Genomic DNA, 16,575 nt, shown 5'->3' with positions numbered 1-16,575 from the left:
CATTGTTGGAGAGGGTGCCGTCGGCAACTCGGCCGATCAGCGCAGCCAGCATCGACGCGCTGACCGGAGCAGCTTCGATTCCCATCTCCTGCGTGTTCAGCCGGCGTGCCACTTCGCCCATGATCCAGTTGCTCGCCAGCTTGGGCTGGCCGCTGGCTTTGGCGGTTGCCTCGAAATAGGCGGCCAGCTGCGGGCTCTGCGTCAGCGTCGCGGCATCGTATTCGGGCAGGCCGTAGTCGCCCACCAGCCGCGCCGCCATGGCGCGCGGCAGCTCCGGCATCTGTGCGCGCACCTGCTCGACCCATTCCGGCGCCACCACCAGCGGCGGCAGGTCGGGATCCGGAAAGTAGCGGTAGTCGGCGGCGTCTTCCTTGGTGCGCATGGCGCGCGTCTCGCCGGTGTCGGGGTCAAACAAAACAGTCGCCTGCTGGATCCTTTTGCCGTCTTCAATTTGCTCAATCTGCCAGCGCACTTCAAAGTCAATCGCTTGCTGCATGAACTTGAAGCTGTTCAGATTTTTGATCTCGCGGCGTGTGCCCAGTTCTGCGCCGGGTTTACGCACGGACACGTTGGCATCGCAGCGGAAACTGCCTTCCTGCATGTTGCCGTCGCAAATCCCGATCCAGGTGACGATTTTGTGCAGCTCCTTGGCGTAGGCCACGGCTTCGGCAGAAGATCGCATGTCGGGCTCGGTGACGATTTCGAGCAGTGGTGTGCCGGCGCGGTTCAAGTCAATGCCGCTCATGCCGATGAAGTCTTCGTGCAAGGACTTGCCAGCGTCTTCTTCCAAGTGGGCGCGCACGAGGCGTACCGACTTCTTCTCGTCGTTCACAAAGAACTCAACAACGCCACCCTGCACCACAGGAATTTCAAACTGGCTGATTTGGTAGCCCTTGGGCAGGTCCGGGTAGAAATAGTTTTTGCGCGCAAAAACACTGCTTTCGGCAATGTGCGCGTTCACCGCCAGGCCGAACTCGATGGCGCGCTGGACAGCGCCTTTGTTCATCACAGGCAACGCGCCGGGCAGCGCAAAGTCGACCGCTGAGGCTTGCGTATTCGGCTCCGCGCCAAACGCGGTAGAGGCGCGGCTGAAAATTTTGGACTGCGTGGTCAGTTGCGCATGTGTCTCAAAACCAATGATGACTTCGTAGCCCTGAACCAAAGGTCCGGTGGGCCGACCGACCTGCATTTCGGCAAAGGGGTTCACGGTGGGTTGGGTCTGGCTCATTTTCAAATCACTCACATGCCTTGGGGTTTGCGCTGGTGCCAGTCGGTCGCCATCTGGAACTGATGGGCGGTACTGAGCAACTGTCCCTCGCGGAAGTAGTTGCCAATGAGTTGCAGGCCCACCGGCATGCCGCCTTCGCCAAAGCCGGCCGGCACGCTCATGCCGGGCAAGCCCGCCAGGCTGGACGACAAGGTGTAGATGTCGGCGAGGTAGCTGGCCACCGGGTCATCGGATTTTTCGCCGATTTTCCAGGCCACGGTGGGTGACACGGGGCCGGCGATGATGTCGCACTGCGAAAAAGCTTTCTGGAAATCCTCGGCAATCAGCCGGCGGATTTTTTGTGCTTTCAGGTAGTAGGCGTCGTAGTAGCCGTGGGAGAGCACGTAGGTGCCGATCATGATGCGGCGCGTCACCTCATCCCCAAAACCTTCCGAGCGCGACTTTTTGTACATGTCGTTGAGGTCGGTGTATTTCGCGGCGCGGTGACCATAACGCACACCGTCAAACCGGCTCAGGTTGCTGCTGGCTTCTGCGGGGGCGATGACGTAGTACACCGGAATGGACAGCTCGGTCAGCGGCAGACTCACATCCACCAGCGTGGCGCCCAGCTTTTCAAGTTCGGCCAGCGCGCTGCGCACGGCGGTCAGCACGTCAGCAGAGCAACCAGCGCCGAAAAACTGCGTTGGAAGACCAATTCTTAAGCCTTTTAGGGGTTCTGCCCTTGTTCCACCGGCGCCGTCAGCTATCAAAAACGTAGCGTAATCGACGGCGGGCATATCCAGCGAGGTAGAGTCCCGGTCAAGATCGGGCCCGGCCATGCCTGACAGCAGCAGGGCGCAATCTTCCGCGCTGCGCGCCATGGGGCCGGCTTGATCCAGGCTGGAGGCAAAGGCCACCATGCCGTAGCGTGAGCAGCGGCCATAGGTGGGTTTGATGCCGGTGATGCCGGTCAGGGACGCTGGCTGACGGATGGACCCGCCAGTGTCTGTACCCGTGGCGGCCGGGACCAGCCGGGCGGCAACCGCTGCAGCCGAACCGCCCGAGGAGCCGCCGGGCACGCGCTCTGTGTCCCAGGGGTTTTTGGCGGGTCTGTAGGCGCTGTTGTCGTTGCCAGAACCCATAGCAAACTCGTCGCAATTGAGCTTGCCAAGCGTCACCATGCCCTGCGCGGCCAGCTGGCTGACCACAGTGGCGTCAAACGGGCTGCGGTAGTTGGCCAGCATCTTTGAGCCGGCCGTCGTGGGAAAGTCGCGCGTGACAAAAACATCCTTGTGCGCCAGCGGCACGCCCAGCAGCGGCGTGCGGTCGCCAGCGGCCAGCCGTGCATCGGCAGCTTTGGCCTGTGTCAGTGACTTTTCCTCATCGGTGGCGAGGAAGGCGCCCAAGCTGTCGTTCTGTCGGATGCGGCTCAAAAAGTGCTGGGTTGCTTCAACGCTGGAGACGTCCCGGCTGGCGAGCCTGGCAGCAAGCTGGGCCACGCTGAGGTCGTGCAAATCAGGTCTGCTCATTCGGCTGCCTCCCTAAAGGTGCGCATGCTTGATGCGTTGATGGTGTCGGCAGCGGATCGAACTCGCGCTATGTCGATCCCCGCCATGCGGGGCCCCTCGCCAAGTGCGCTCATTCGATCACCTTGGGAACCAGAAAGAGGCCGCGCTCCACCGCAGGGGCGCTGACCTGGCTGACGTCACGCTGGTTGGGCTCGGTCGCCGCATCGTCACGCAGACGCAGGGCAACCTGACCGGTCACCGCCGCCGGGTGAGCAAGAGGCTCCACGCCGTCGGTGTTCACCGCGTCCATCTGGGCCACCAGGGCAAAAAAACCATTGAGCTGGCTAAGGGTGCGTTCGGTTTCGTCGGGCCGCAGTTCCAGCCTCGCAAGGTTGGCAACGCGCGCTATGTCTTGGGATGTCAATGCCATGGATAAACTGAACCCGAAACCGGGTGTAAAGGTGAAATAATAGGCAGGGGTTCCAACCGGTGTTTCACGGGGGATGCGTTATTATCCCGCCTTGGTGTGAAATCAGGGCTGGATGCACGCTTTAAGCGCGTTTAAGCTCTGGAATCAAGATGTTACCCAATTCATCCTCCTCACTTGCTCTGATCCATTCGACCCTGACGCACTGACCCATTACCCAAGGTGATAGAGCAACGGAGTTTGCTTCATGCCCCAACCGGATTCCAAGAACCATGTTTGAAACTTTCCGTCGGTACTTTTCCACCGACCTGGCCATTGACCTCGGCACCGCCAACACCCTGATTTTTGTACGCGACCGCGGCATTGTTCTTGACGAGCCTTCGGTTGTAGCCATTCGCCACGAAGGCGGCCCGCAGGGCAAAAAGACCATTCAGGCCGTGGGCCACGAAGCCAAGGCCATGTTGGGCAAAGTCCCCGGCAACATCGAGGCCATCCGCCCGATGAAAGACGGCGTGATTGCCGACTTCACCGTCACCGAGCAGATGCTCAAGCAATTTATCAAGATGGTTCACCCGCGCAGCTTCTTCAAGCCCAGCCCGCGCATCATCATTTGTGTGCCCTGCGGCTCCACCCAGGTTGAGCGCCGCGCCATCCGCGAAAGCGCCCTGGGCGCAGGCGCCAGCGATGTGTACCTGATTGAAGAACCCATGGCCGCAGCCATCGGTGCCGGCTTGCCGGTGTCTGAGGCGAGTGGCTCCATGGTGGTCGACATCGGCGGCGGCACCACCGAGGTGGGCGTGATCTCTCTGGGCGGCATGGTCTACAAAGGCAGTGTACGTGTCGGCGGCGACCGTTTTGACGAAGCCATCATCAGCTACATCCGCCGCAACTACGGCATGCTGATTGGCGAGCCAACGGCGGAAGCCATCAAAAAGCAGATCGGCTCGGCCTTTCCGGGCAGCGAAGTGAAAGAGATGGAAGTCAAAGGCCGCAACCTGTCCGAAGGCGTGCCACGCAGCTTCACCATCTCGAGCAACGAGATTCTGGAGGCCCTGACCGACCCGCTCAATAACATCGTCAGCGCGGTCAAAACCGCGCTCGAGCACACGCCACCTGAACTCGGCGCCGACATTGCCGACCGCGGCATGATGCTCACGGGCGGTGGCGCACTGCTGCGCGACTTGGACCGCCTGCTGGCCGAAGAGACCGGCCTGCCCGTTCTGGTGGCCGAAGACCCGCTGACCTGTGTGGTGCGCGGCTGCGGCATTGCGCTGGAGCGCATGGACCGCCTGGGCTCGATCTTCACGTCGGAGTAAGTCGGGAAACATCTGCAGATGTTGCCCCACAGGCGCATGATTGACAGCACACCATGCCCTTAGGAACCCTCGACAGAACGCCGCCCCCCTTTTTCAAGCAGGGGCCGTCGGCTTTGTCCAAGCTGATGTTCTTCAGCGCGCTGGCCCTGTTTTTGATGGTGGCCGACATGCGGTTTCGCATCACGCAGCCCGTGCGTGCAGCGGTGGCGACGGTACTTTATCCGGTTCAGTGGCTGGCGCTCCAGCCGGTGCGCGCAGTTCAAAGTAGCGGTGGCTATTTCACCGCGCTCAGTCAAGCCAAGACCAGCGAAGATGAGGCCCGCGCCAAGCTGGCCTTGCAGTCACTTCGGGCTGCGCAAGTTGAGCAGTTGAGTCTGGAAAATGTCCGCCTGCGCAAGCTTCTTGAGTTGCGCGAGCAAAAAGGGCTCACTGGCATGGCCGCAGAGGTGCTTTACGACGCGCCCGATCCCTACACCCGCAAAGCCATCATCGACAAAGGCATGGTGCACGGCGTGGTGCTCAGCTCGCCGGTTGTGGACGAATCCGGGGTGCTGGGTCAGGTCACCCGTGTGCATCCGCTGGTTAGTGAGGTCACGCTGGTGGTGGACCGCGAGCTGGCCATTCCCGTGCTCAATGTGCGCACCGGTGCCCGCAGCGTGGCCTATGGCGAACCATCAGCTTTTGGCGGTGGGCTGGAGCTGCGCTTCATGGGCAGCAATTCGGACGTACAGCCGGGCGACCTCCTGACGACCAGCGGCGTGGATGGCGTTTACCCCGCCGGTTTGCCCGTGGCCAAGGTGGACAAGATCGAGCGCCGGGCCGAATCGGCGTTTGCCCGTATTTTCTGCACGCCCCAGGCTCTGGTTGCCTCTGCGTTTCATGTGATGGTAGTGGCGCCGGTGTCCACCCAGATTCCGCCGCGGCCCGCTGACGAGCCTGCGCCTGTGCCGGTGAAAAAGGGAGGCCACAAATGATCATGCCCATAGGTCAGCAGCTGCTGCTGCCGGCCAATCCGTTTTTTATCTGGACCAGCCTGATCGCGGCCCTGTTGCTGGACATGTTGCCGCTCGGGCGGGTGCCATGGATGCCCGATTTTCTGGCGCTGGTGCTGGTCTTCTGGAATATCCATCAGCCGCAACGCGTGGGCATCGGTCTGGCCTTCATGTTTGGCCTGTTCATTGACGTACACCAGGCGGCCCTGCTCGGGCAACATGCGCTGGCGTATACGGTTCTGAGCTTTGGTGCGACCATGATTCACCGCCGTCTGCTGTGGTTTACCGTACCTTCGCAGGCGCTGCAAATTTTGCCGTTGTTTTTGATTGCCCACGGCGTGGAAGTTGTCATCCGCATGATCAGCGGAGGTATTTTCCCTGGCTGGACCTTGTTGCTGGCCCCGGTGGCTGAATCCCTGCTGTGGCCGGTCGTGAGTGTGATGCTGCTGGCACCTCAGCGTCGGGCGCCGGATCCGGATGCGAACCGGCCACTATGAGGCCCCCACGGTCGCTCGCTTCGCGTAGTTCCCTGCCCCCCGAGGGGGCCGCTGCGCCTGCGGCCCGGCGAAGCCGGTTCCGCGGCCCCTGCTTGAATGGAAACCCCCTTGCGGAAGTTCACTTCTTATTCGTTCGTCCTGAGCTTGTCGAAGGATGTCCCCGCAGCCTCTGTTTGAAAAACGCGAAGCGGGCACTTTTGAGGCGTGATCGAGTCACACTGCCATGACTGAACTACGCAACGTCGAAGCAGACCTGTCGCGCTTTCGTGCGCGGGTGTTGGTGGCGAGTCTGGCGGTTCTGTTTGCTTTTATTCTGGTTGCAGCCCGACTGGTTTATTTGCAGGTCGTACGGCATGAGGACCTCAATGAACAGGCTGAAACCAATCGCACGGCCGTTGTCCCCATCGTCCCAAACCGCGGCCTGATTCTGGACCGCAACGGCATTGTTCTGGCGACCAATTACTCCGCTTATACGCTGGAAATCACGCCATCCAAGGTTCAGGATCTGGAAGAAACCATTGAGGCACTCGGGCGCCTGGTGGACATACAGCCGCGTGACAAGCGCCGCTTCAAAAAACTGCGTGACGAATCCAAGAGTTTTGAGTCGCTGCCAATCCGCACCCGTTTGAGCGACGAGGAAGTGGCGCGATTTGCGGCCCAGCGTTTTCGCTTCCCCGGGGTGGACATCAAGGCGCGGTTGTTTCGCAACTACCCCTATGGCGAGCTGGCCAGCCATGTGGTGGGCTACATCGGCCGCATCAACCAGTCCGAAAAAGAGCGCATAGAAGGCAGTGACGAAGAGGGCAACTACCGCGGCACTGATTACATCGGCAAACTGGGCGTGGAGCAGAGTTTCGAGCAACAATTGCACGGCACCACGGGCGTGGAACAGGTTGAAACCTCCGCAGGCGGGCGTGCCGTTCGCAAGCTGGCGAGCAGCCCGTCAACACCTGGCGATACGGTCATGCTGTCGCTTGATATCAAGTTGCAAAAGCTGGTGGAGGACATGTTTGGCGACAGGCGCGGCGCGCTGGTGGCGCTGGATCCAAAAACCGGCGAAGTCCTGGCCTTTGTGAGCAAGCCCACGTTTGATCCCAATCTGTTTGTAGACGGCATCGACACCGAAAGCTGGCAGGCCCTGAACGAGTCGATTGACAAGCCCCTGCTCAACCGCGCCCTGCGCGGAACTTATCCTCCGGGCTCAACCTACAAGCCGTTCATGGCAATGGCCGCGCTGGAGTCAGGCAAACGGACCGCGGGGAGTATTACCAACGACACCGGTTCCTGGATGTTCGGGGGGCATCAGTTCCGCAGCCATGGATCCGGACTGGGCCCGGTAGACATGCATCAGAGCATTGTCAAATCCAGCAACGTCTATTACTACTCGCTGGCCAATGACCTGGGTGTTGAGGCCATGCATGACTTCATGAAGCCCTTGGGGTTTGGGCAGATCACCGGCATCGATATCCACGGAGAGGTCAGCGGCGTGCTGCCCAACCAGGCGTGGAAGCGCCACCTCTATCGCAAGAAAAGCACCGAGCAGCAAAAGTGGTATCCCGGCGAAACCATCTCGCTTGGCATCGGCCAGGGCTACAACTCCTTCACCATGCTGCAATTGGCTCAAGCCACGGCGGCGCTTGTCAATGACGGCATCAAACACAAACCCCGGCTGGTGATCGCCACGCAAGATCCCATGACCCGGGCGAAGCAGCCTATCCCGGCGGAACCGGGCGAAGACCTTCAGTACAAAGCCGAACATGTGGCCGTGATTCGCAAGGCGCTGGTCAGCGTTACGCAGGACGGCACATCGGCGCGCGTGTTTGCGGGCGCGGGTTACCTCAGCGGCGGCAAGACCGGCACGGCGCAGGCAGTCGGCGTGGGGCAGAAGGACAGGTACGACGCTCGCAAGCTGGAAGAGCACCAGCGCGACCATGCGCTGTATATGGCGTTCGCACCCGCAACGGACCCAAAGGTCGCTTTGGCTGTGGTGGTGGAAAACGCCGGATTTGGCGCTGCCCATGCCGCTCCCATCGCAAGACGCGTGTTTGACTATCTGCTGCTGGGGCAGTACCCGAATGAGGAAGATCTGGCCGCGGTGCAAAAGGGCCAGGCAGGGGCGCCTATCGGCAAGCCGCGCGCCGTAGCCGATGTTGCCTGGCCTTCAAGCGGGACGACCCCAGGTGTTGCTTCCCCGGCGGTGCCGGCCAGCGACAGCAAGCCCGCAGCTGCGGCAACGGCGGCCTTGCCCGGGCGGGGGCGCCGATAACATCTGCAGGCGCTTGCCGTTTGCTGCTTACTTCAGAAACGCATCAAACCCGGTTTTCAGAATCAGGGCGCTGACGACGACGATAAACACGATGCGCACAAACCCCGCGCCGTGTTTCAGGGCCATACGTGTGCCCAGTACACTGCCCACCACGTTGGCCAGCGCCATGGTCAGTGCAAAGTGCCACCAGACATGGCCTTTCCAGGCAAACAAAATCAGCGCCGCCAGATTGGTTGCGGTGTTGAGCAATTTCGCGGACGCGGAGGCATTGAGGAAGTCGTAGCCCAGCCAGCGCACAAACAAAAAGACAAAAAAGCTTCCGGTGCCGGGGCCAAAAAACCCGTCATAAAACCCCAGCAGCAGCCCGATACAGCAAGCTGCGGCCGTTTCTGCATGACCGCTGAAGCGTGGCGCATGGTGGCGCCCAAGTTCTTTCTTGAGTAGCGTGTAGACCAGCACCAAAACCAGCACCAGCGGCAATACCTTGCGCAAAAAACCGGGCGAAATGATGGTGACCAGCCAGGCCCCCGCAAAGGAGCCCGCAAACCCGGCCAGCGCGGCGGGCAGCAGCGCAGCCCAGCGCATGTCGACCCGGCGGGCGTATTGAACAGTCGCGACCGCTGTGCCCCATACCGATGCACCTTTGTTGACGCCGAAGAGGGTGGCCGGGTGCGTGGTGGGAAAAACAGCGAAGAGGGCGGGCACCAGAATCAGGCCGCCGCCGCCCACAATGGAGTCCACAAAGCCTGCCAGTAGCGAGGCAAACGACACGATCAGCAATTCCATCGGCCGATTGTCTCATTGGGTCACAGGCAAAAAAAAGCGCCGGGGTTACCGGCGCTTCACAAAATAGCATCCCAAGGGATGCCAGTACTGTTCTAGTTAACTGTGTTTGTCTCCTCGACCTCTGCGAACCCGGGGGCTCGTTTGCAGGTGAGCCAATGTAAGACTGTGCACCCACTCAGTGCATCGGGATTTTCCCTTGCCTCACGGGGATAGCCCTTGGGGAGCGCGGGGGCGCAACACCCAGCGGGAGTAACTGTATGCAACCCCGATGGCTTTTGAGAGGGGCGATTCAGTCGGAAGAGGTGGGCGTGCGCCCGCCAGGGCCCAGCGTGAAGCAAAAACGTGCGCCTTTTCCGGGGGCTGAGTCGGCCCAGATTCTGCCCCCGTGACGCGTGACGATTCGGCGGGCCATGGCCAGCCCAATGCCAGCACCCGCGAACTCGCTGGTCGAATGCAGACGCTGGAAGGCGCCAAAAAGCTTGTCGCTGTAGGTCATGTCAAATCCGGCGCCTGTGTCCTGAATGAAAAAGTGCGCTTCGCCCTCGGACGCGGATGCACTTCCCACCGTGATCTTCGCAGCTGGATTTTTGGCGCTGAATTTCCACGCGTTGCCCAGCAGAATGGTCATCAGGTGGCGCATCAGTTTGGGGTCCGCCGGGACCACCAGAGAACTCTGCACCTCGACCTGAACGGCTCTGTCGGGGTCGTGTTGTTGCAGCGACTTGAGGATGTCGCGCGCCATGTCGGAAAGATCCACCGTCTCGCGCTTGATATTGGTGCGCGAAAGCTGGGCAAGTACCAGCAGGCTGTCGGTCCGCTCGTTCATCTGGCTGACGCCGGCGCGTATGCGATCCAGGTAATTTTTGCTGCGCTCGCTTTCGCCCGTGGCGATCGCTTTTTCCAGCAGGCTGGTCAGTCCGTTGATGGCGATATAGGGCTGCCTCAGATCGTGGGCCAGCGAATGGGAAAAGGCCTGCAGTTCCTGATTGGCCGCGGAAAGCTCGGCCGTGCGCCGCTCCACCCGCGTTTCAAGCTCCGCGTTCAACTGCATGATTTGCTGCTCAGCGGTTTTTCGCTCGCTGATGTCACGCAGGATGACGCTGACCTGCAAATTGCCGCTGCGATCTACGTGGCGGGATGAGGAGACTTCCACCGGGAAGCAGGTCCCGTCGCCTCGAACACAATCCAGTTCGCCCCGAAATTTTCCACTGGCATTGTTTTGCAGCAGCATGGCGGCGAGCCGGGGGTCATGGCTCTGCACCATGTGGGCAATACCCGCAGCCCGTATCTCCTGTTCACTCATCCTGAACATCGTGCAGGCGGCCTGATTGGCCGAGATAACCGTGCCGTCCGCCAGACACTGGATAAAGGCGTCGAGACTGGTCTCAAACACCAGGCGGAAACGCTCCTCACTGATGCGCAGGGTATCTTCCGCCTCCAGCAGGCTGCGGTACCGACGTGCCCGACTCTGGGCGGCTGAAATCAAAGTCGCTGGCTCCACCGGTTTGATGATGAAGTCGTCGCCGCCCTGCTTGAGTGCCTGGGCTTGTTTGTCCAGACTGGTCTCGGTAGACAGAAACACGATGGGGATCCGGACAAAGGATTGTTGCTGTCGAATCAGCGCCGCAAGCTCAATACCGTTGCACCGCGGCATGTAAATGTCACAGGTGATGAGGTCAGGCTGGAAATCAACCAGCTGCTTCATCACGCGGCTGGGATCGGTGACCACGGCGGTCTCTATGCTGGCCGACTGGAGCACGCTGGCATAAAACGTGGCCAGGGCTTCGTCGTCTTCGACAATCAACACCCGATAGGGCCGGGCCGGCTCCCCGGAGGTCACCTTGTCCAGCAGGGAAGTGAGCGCCTGCATTTCCAGAGGCTTTGGAAAGTAGCCAATGGCACCAGCGCGAACCGCTTCCAGGCGAGTTTGAAAATCCGTACCACCCGAGATCAGGATTACCGGGATCCCCGACGAATCCATGGTCGTGCTGGTAGCTCTGGCCTGTGCAAGCAAGGGGTCAGCCGAAAAGGCCATATTGACCAGCAGGGCGGCTGGTGCGGCTTCGGCAGGCACAGGGGCCGGCGTCAGGAGGCGATCGAAAGTTCGGCTTCGATATCCGGCGCGATCCAGATGGGCCGCAAGTTCGACGGCAACGCGCTGGTCCGGTTCGATGATATGAACAAGCCGGCTGCTTCTGTGAGAAGTCCGGGTATCGCCAGGGGGCTGACCTGAATCGGTGGCGCGAAAAGCCGGCACGGCGGGGTTGGCCTGTGTCCCGTGAATTAGTGCAGTTTTGAGGGCCCGGACTCCATCCGCAAGCGCCTGGTGGTTGGCATCGTCCAGGGCATCGAGGCGGCCGGCGTTGTGAAGCAGGATTTTTTCAATCCCGGAAGCCGCTTCGCTGATGGCTGGCAAGCCAAAGGTGCCCCCCGATCCCGCCAGCTTGTGCGCCTGGGCCAGCGCGTCGCCGCCGGCCCTGCCTCCTGCTGACAGCTGTCGCAGGGCGTCCTCAAGCGCCGCGATTTTGTCTGGCAGCGTGGATGCATACAGATCGCGTTGCGTCTGCATGTATTGGGCCAGGCTGGTGTGCTGCACAGTAGGGTGGGTGGGGAAGATTTGGGCAATTATGAGGCCCACACCCGGTGTGGCGTTTGCCGGGGGGCAACGTATCATTTCGGCACGGGGCTGCCATGTGGGCGTCACTTTCGGCCACGTCTTCGACTGCAGCAGGAATCACCAATGCCTCGATCTGAAAAAAGAGAGAACACCACGGAAAAGTCCGGGATCCCGGGCCTGCGTTGGGGGCCGTTTGGCATTCTCCTCTTCTGGCTGGTAGTCATGGGGCTGCTTTACGCCGCGATGCGTCATACGCTCAAGCCTCCCTCGCAAGTGGTTTCCGTCAGTGGCGATTTGGTGATTCCAAGAGCGCGCGACGGGCATTTCTATGCGCAGGGTCAGGTCCACGGCAAGCCCATCACTTTTTTGATTGATACCGGCGCGTCACTGGTGGTGGTGAGCGAGGAGTTTGCAAAAGACGCGGGCATGGCCGCAGGCCGCCCCACGACTTTCAATACAGCCAACGGCGAACTGAAGGGCCGCATTGTTCCGGACATAACGGTGTCTGTGGGGCCCGCCAGCGTTTCGGGTGCGCGGGTGGGGGTGGGGCTGGTCGGGCCCGATCCGGAAAGAGGACTGCTGGGGCAAAGTTTTCTTTCCCGATTCGAAATTTTGCTGTCCGGCGACAGCATGGTGCTGCGCACCAAAGTGGTTCGCCCCTGAGGCGTTTCCTCTGGCTCAAGAGCCGTTGTGATGGGCCTCCAATGGCCCAGGGTAATAAGTTGCGCATGCAGTGGCAATTTATGACTGACACCGTCACAATGGCTGCTTACGATTGGTTACTTGCCGGCGTATCCCGCTGGTACCAAGGATTCCAAAGTGCGAGTCGTTATCGGTTTTTTCCTGTGTCTGGTGGTGAATGCCGCCGTGCCGACCTGGGCGGCGGATGTCTCTGCGCATCAGCGCGGCATCCTGATCCAGGGGCAGATTCACAAAGGCGATTACGACAAGATCATCCAGTTTGTCCGGCAACCGGGCAACTACAACCGGTTTATCCAGTCGGTTTTCCTCGACTCACCCGGCGGTGATCTGGTGGAGACCGTCAAAATTGCCAACCTGCTCGAGAGAAGTTACGCCGCAACCCACGTGCCAGCGGGTGCCCGTTGCTACAGTGCGTGCTTCATTTTGTGGATGAGTGGCGTCAGCCGCCACGTTGCGCTCGGTGCAACCCTGGGTGTGCACCGTATCAACGTGAAGGTTGGAGGCGAGGTGATGGACGCCGGCTCCGAGCGGTTTGTCAACATCGCGCGCCGCGTGGAGAGTTACATGGCGGCGCTGGGCACGCCTCGCGCTATTCTCGACAAGATGAATTCCACCGCGCCGGGCGAGATGTTCGTATTTACGCAGCGTTGGCTGGCAGAGCATCACTTGCTGTCCCCCATGACTTACCGCCTGGCCTTCGCCGATGCCGTGCAAAACAGCTGCGGGCCCGATCCGCTGATTGCGGTCATGAAAGACCAGACGCCCCTTGCGCAGTGGGAGGAGCAAAGTTGGGTCTCGCAGGTCAAGCGCAGGGTGGGCTGTGCGGACGAACTTCGCGTACGCAACCAGCAACTCAGCGGCGTGAGCATCACAGCCTTGCTGGACGGTCAGGATCAGTTCTAAACGGGAGACCTCGCCCGTCCCTTGTGCGCAGTTTCAGATTCCGGCCTGAATCCACTGCGCAGCTTTTTCGGCAATCATCAAGGTCGGCGAGTTGGTATTTCCGCTGGTGATCAGGGGCATCACGCCGGCATCGACGACGCGCAAACCGGTGATTCCACGTACCCGCAGATGTGCGTCAACCACGGCCATCGGGTCATCGTCACGGCCCATTTTGGTGGTTCCCACCGGGTGGAAGATGGTCGTGGCAATGTCGCCCGCCAGGCGGGCCAGGTCCTCGTCGGTCTGGTACTGCACCCCGGGGCGAAACTCTTCAGGCTGATATGCTGACAAAGCACCCTGGCTGACGATGCGGCGTGTGAGCCGCAGCGAATCAGCTGCTACCTTGCGGTCTTCGGGAGTGCTCAGGTAGTTGGGTGCAATGGCTGGCGCATCTTCAAAACGCGGGGATTTGACATGGACCGTTCCGCGGCTCGTCGGATTGAGGTTGCACACGCTGGCGGTGAACGCGTTGAAGCTGTGCAGCGGTTCTCCGAATGCGTCAAGTGACAGCGGTTGCACGTGGTATTCAATATTGGGGTAAGGCTGCTCAGGCGAGCTGCGGGTGAAGGCGCCCAGTTGCGAAGGCGCCATGCTCATGGGACCGGTTTGCTTCAGTGCGTACTCCAGTCCGATTTTTGCCTTGCCCCAGAGTGAATTGCTCAAGGTGTTGAGCGTGAAGTTATTTGACTTGCTTCCAGCGGCCTTGCTGACCTTGTAGACCGAGCGAATCTGAAGGTGGTCCTGCAGGTTGGCGCCCACGCCCGGCAAATCACAGATCACGGCGATGCCCAGGCGCTGCAGCAAATCGCCAGGGCCTATGCCGGAGAGCTGCAGGAGCTGGGGCGAACCGATGCTTCCAGCGCTCAGGATGACTTCACCGAATTGGCCTCTTTGTGCGCCAGAGTCCCGCGTGGAAAGCGCCGTGACACGCTCCTGCCCGGTCCAGACGTCAACGCCGGTGCAGCGCTGGCTGCCATCGGCCTGTCGCTCGATGACGAGCTTGCACACCTGTGCATTGGTCCACATTTCAAAGTTAGGCCGTCCAAAGCAGGCGGGCCGCAGAAAGGCTTTGGCTGTGTTCCAGCGAAAACCGTTTTTCTGGTTCACTTCAAAGTAGCCGACGCCTTCGTTGTCGCCCAGGTTGAAGTCCTCAGTGGCAGGAATGCCCGCTTGTTGCGCAGCCGCAGAGAAAGCGTCCAGAATATCCCAGCGCAGTCGCTGCTTGTCAACGCGCCACTCCGCGCCAGCCTTGCGGTGGCGCAGCATTTTTTGGTAGGGGTTGGCCTTGTCCTCCATGAGTGCAGGCGCTGTCCTCTGCGCGCCATGCATCGCGGAGGCGCCCTTGTAGTGGTCCTCGTGCAGCTTGAAGTAGGGCACGGCGTTGTCCCAGCGCCAACTGTCGTCCCCGGTTAGCTCTGCCCACTGGTCGTAGTCACGGGCCTGGCCTCGCATGTAAATCATGCCGTTGATGCTGGAGCATCCGCCCAGGGTTTTACCGCGGGCGTAGCGTAATGCGCGGCCATTCAGTCCGGCATCGGGCTCGGTTGTGTACAGCCAGTCGGTGCGCGGATTGCCAATGCAATACAAGTAGCCCACTGGCACATGAATCCAGTGGTAGTCGTCCTTGCGCCCTGCTTCAATCAGCAGTACCCGTTTGGAAGCATCAGCGCTGAGACGGTTGGCCAGCAGGCAGCCCGCGGTTCCGCCCCCGACGATGATGTAGTCAAAAATGTTTTCACTCATGGGACGGAACGCATCCTTTCTGCCGGGTTGATCCCCAGCCGGGCTGGGGCCCCTCGCCCACGGCGCCAAGGCGCCCGCCCCCCACAATGCTGCAGTCAAAGATGTTTTCGCTCATGGGGCGGATGCCTGTCTTTTAGGGAATTTGTCTCTTGTTATTGTCTGCGAGGACTGGGGACCAGCCTGCAGCCTGATTAAAGGCCGCCAAGCTGCCATGAGGCTGACAAGGGAAGGCGTCAAGGCCATTGGGAAAAGCCCGGTTGCTGTAGGACAGGGCGTGGGTATTCTGAAGGCAAATGCTGTGGTCATTCGCTCGGAGGCTGCATTACCATGCATCAGGCACACAGTCGGCGCAGCGCATCGCTCTGACCGTGTGCAGATCCGTAAACGCATTCAGACCGTAGCATCATCGAAAATAATCCATCTCAGGAGGGTGCCGCCGCAGGCGAATCGGCCCCGCATATTGAAAAGCACGACGCGGCCGAGGGCTCGTGTTATCGCGTGCTGGGCGTGTGGACTGCCGCGGCCTTGACCGTACGGCCGGTTTGGGAGGAACTCACGGCCAGCCTGAAAAACGTCACGCGTGGCGGGCCAGGCGCAGAGGCCTTGTGGGACCTGCGTCAAATCGAGCAACTGGACTATCTGGGCGCGCAGGTTCTCTGGAATCATTGGGGCCGGCAGTGGCCAGCACACATTGAGATGGAGGCGGCGCAGCGCGCCGTGCTGGACCGGGTGGCCCAGTTCAGTGTCGACAGGCCGGCGGTTCCCCGGCCCGGTTTCAAAGAGGCTTTCCTTTCGCTCGGCAAAGGCTTGCTGGACGTCTTTGATCATGCCGCCGACCTCCTGGTTCTTGTAGGGCGCTTGCTCCTCAATCTGATCAAGCTGGCGAGGAAGCCGTCCGATGGACCATGGCGCGATTTGTCGGGTCATCTGTATCACATTGGCGCCACCGCTCTGCCCATTACCGCGCTGGTTGGTTTCCTGATCGGCGTCGTCCTGGCCTACCTCATCTCGCAACAGCTCAAGCAGTTTGGCGCCGACGCCTTCATCGTCAATATTCTCGGCATCTCCCTGATTAGGGAGTTGGGGCCTGTACTTGCAGCCATTCTGATTGCCGGGCGCTCCGGCTCGGCCATCACCGCACAAATTGGCGTGATGCGCGTGACCGAAGAGCTGGACGCCATGCGTGTGATGGGCATTGCCCACAGCTACCGGCTGGTCATGCCACGGGCCATGGCGCTGGCGGTCGTCATGCCGCTGATCAGCGTGTGGACCACGGTGGCTGCGCTGATAGGCGGCATGCTCGCTGCAGACCTGGCCATGGGCATCACCCCGTCTTTCTTCATCAGTGCTTTGCCCGCGGCTGTGGACGCCGCCAATTTGACGCTGGCCACGGCCAAGTCCGTGGTGTTTGGTGTGCTGATCGCGCTGATCGGGTGCCACTTCGGCTTGCGCGTCAAGCCCAACACCGAGAGCCTGGGACAGGGCACGACAGCGTCGGTGGTCACTTCCATCACGGTTGTGATTCTTGTTGACGCGTTATTCGCCGTGTTGTTCAAGAGCATAGGTGTCTAG

General features: G+C 60.8%; 13 protein-coding genes. 7 read left to right on the top strand and 6 right to left on the bottom strand.

Annotated features, from left to right (window positions below):
* From gatB to gatC, 3 genes are all read right to left on the bottom strand, one after another.
* Nucleotides 1–1,189, bottom strand: a 1,189-nt coding sequence (gene gatB, locus VE934_RS15175) for an Asp-tRNA(Asn)/Glu-tRNA(Gln) amidotransferase subunit GatB (protein ID WP_324888984.1), incomplete at its 3' end; no start/stop codon positions are given.
* 50 nt (nt 1,190–1,239) lie between these two features.
* Entirely contained in the window at nt 1,240–2,736 is a 1,497-nt protein-coding gene (gatA, locus tag VE934_RS15170) for an Asp-tRNA(Asn)/Glu-tRNA(Gln) amidotransferase subunit GatA (protein WP_324888978.1), read from the bottom strand.
* Nucleotides 2,737–2,845: 109 nt separating this feature from the next.
* Nucleotides 2,846–3,145 carry an Asp-tRNA(Asn)/Glu-tRNA(Gln) amidotransferase subunit GatC gene (gatC, locus tag VE934_RS15165; RefSeq protein ID WP_324888976.1) on the bottom strand — a complete coding sequence of 100 codons (300 nt, stop codon included), beginning with the start codon at nt 3,143–3,145 and terminating at the stop codon, nt 2,846–2,848.
* A gap of 269 nt (nt 3,146–3,414) precedes the next feature.
* On the opposite strand from gatC, the gene VE934_RS15160 reads away from it, so the two are divergent.
* The 4 genes from VE934_RS15160 (at nt 3,415) to mrdA (ending at nt 8,213) form a co-directional block, all read left to right on the top strand.
* Nucleotides 3,415–4,458, top strand: a complete 1,044-nt coding sequence (locus VE934_RS15160; protein ID WP_324888974.1) for a rod shape-determining protein — start codon at nt 3,415–3,417, stop codon at nt 4,456–4,458.
* 53 nt (nt 4,459–4,511) lie between these two features.
* Entirely contained in the window at nt 4,512–5,432 is a 921-nt protein-coding gene (mreC, locus tag VE934_RS15155; RefSeq protein WP_324888972.1) for a rod shape-determining protein MreC, read from the top strand.
* Entirely contained in the window at nt 5,429–5,947 is a 519-nt protein-coding gene (mreD, locus tag VE934_RS15150; RefSeq protein ID WP_324888970.1) for a rod shape-determining protein MreD, read from the top strand. The genes mreC and mreD overlap by 4 nt, the downstream gene beginning before the upstream one ends.
* A 223-nt stretch (nt 5,948–6,170) precedes the next feature.
* Nucleotides 6,171–8,213 carry a penicillin-binding protein 2 gene (mrdA, locus tag VE934_RS15145; protein WP_324888968.1) on the top strand — a complete coding sequence of 681 codons (2,043 nt, stop codon included), beginning with the start codon at nt 6,171–6,173 and terminating at the stop codon, nt 8,211–8,213.
* A gap of 27 nt (nt 8,214–8,240) precedes the next feature.
* On the opposite strand, the gene VE934_RS15140 is transcribed toward mrdA, so the two are convergent.
* Entirely contained in the window at nt 8,241–8,999 is a 759-nt protein-coding gene (locus VE934_RS15140; RefSeq protein WP_324888966.1) for a sulfite exporter TauE/SafE family protein, read from the bottom strand.
* A gap of 289 nt (nt 9,000–9,288) precedes the next feature.
* Nucleotides 9,289–11,568, bottom strand: coding sequence for a response regulator (locus VE934_RS15135; RefSeq protein ID WP_324888964.1), 2,280 nt, complete (start codon nt 11,566–11,568; stop codon nt 9,289–9,291).
* Between the two features lie 171 nt (nt 11,569–11,739).
* On the opposite strand from VE934_RS15135, the gene VE934_RS15130 reads away from it, so the two are divergent.
* Together VE934_RS15130 and VE934_RS15125 are read left to right on the top strand one after the other, a co-directional pair.
* Complete coding sequence (locus VE934_RS15130) at nt 11,740–12,279, top strand: retropepsin-like aspartic protease family protein (protein WP_324888962.1); 540 nt, start codon at nt 11,740–11,742, stop codon at nt 12,277–12,279.
* Nucleotides 12,280–12,435: 156 nt separating this feature from the next.
* Entirely contained in the window at nt 12,436–13,221 is a 786-nt protein-coding gene (locus tag VE934_RS15125; protein WP_324888960.1) for a hypothetical protein, read from the top strand.
* Nucleotides 13,222–13,254: 33 nt separating this feature from the next.
* Here VE934_RS15125 and VE934_RS15120 read toward each other — a convergent pair whose 3' ends face one another.
* Complete coding sequence (locus tag VE934_RS15120) at nt 13,255–15,003, bottom strand: GMC family oxidoreductase (RefSeq protein ID WP_324888958.1); 1,749 nt, start codon at nt 15,001–15,003, stop codon at nt 13,255–13,257.
* Between the two features lie 405 nt (nt 15,004–15,408).
* Here VE934_RS15120 and VE934_RS15115 point away from each other — a divergent pair, with 405 nt between their 5' ends.
* A complete protein-coding gene (locus VE934_RS15115; protein WP_414693857.1) occupies nt 15,409–16,575 on the top strand; it encodes an MlaE family ABC transporter permease in 1,167 nt (388 codons plus the stop codon).

This window comes from Polaromonas sp., from assembly GCF_035638815.1.
GTDB lineage: Bacteria > Pseudomonadota > Gammaproteobacteria > Burkholderiales > Burkholderiaceae_C > Polaromonas.
Note: the sequence above shows the minus strand (reverse complement) of the source record. Positions and strands in the feature narration are given on the sequence as shown.

Coding starts and splice junctions, on each gene's coding strand:
- gatA (WP_324888978.1), bottom strand. CDS start 2,736: ATGAGCAGACCTGATTTGCACGACCTCAGCGTGGCCCAGCTTGCTGCC.
- gatC (WP_324888976.1), bottom strand. CDS start 3,145: ATGGCATTGACATCCCAAGACATAGCGCGCGTTGCCAACCTTGCGAGG.
- VE934_RS15160 (WP_324888974.1), top strand. CDS start 3,415: ATGTTTGAAACTTTCCGTCGGTACTTTTCCACCGACCTGGCCATTGAC.
- mreC (WP_324888972.1), top strand. CDS start 4,512: ATGCCCTTAGGAACCCTCGACAGAACGCCGCCCCCCTTTTTCAAGCAG.
- mreD (WP_324888970.1), top strand. CDS start 5,429: ATGATCATGCCCATAGGTCAGCAGCTGCTGCTGCCGGCCAATCCGTTT.
- mrdA (WP_324888968.1), top strand. CDS start 6,171: ATGACTGAACTACGCAACGTCGAAGCAGACCTGTCGCGCTTTCGTGCG.
- VE934_RS15140 (WP_324888966.1), bottom strand. CDS start 8,999: ATGGAATTGCTGATCGTGTCGTTTGCCTCGCTACTGGCAGGCTTTGTG.
- VE934_RS15135 (WP_324888964.1), bottom strand. CDS start 11,568: ATGCAGACGCAACGCGATCTGTATGCATCCACGCTGCCAGACAAAATC.
- VE934_RS15130 (WP_324888962.1), top strand. CDS start 11,740: ATGCCTCGATCTGAAAAAAGAGAGAACACCACGGAAAAGTCCGGGATC.
- VE934_RS15120 (WP_324888958.1), bottom strand. CDS start 15,003: ATGAGTGAAAACATTTTTGACTACATCATCGTCGGGGGCGGAACCGCG.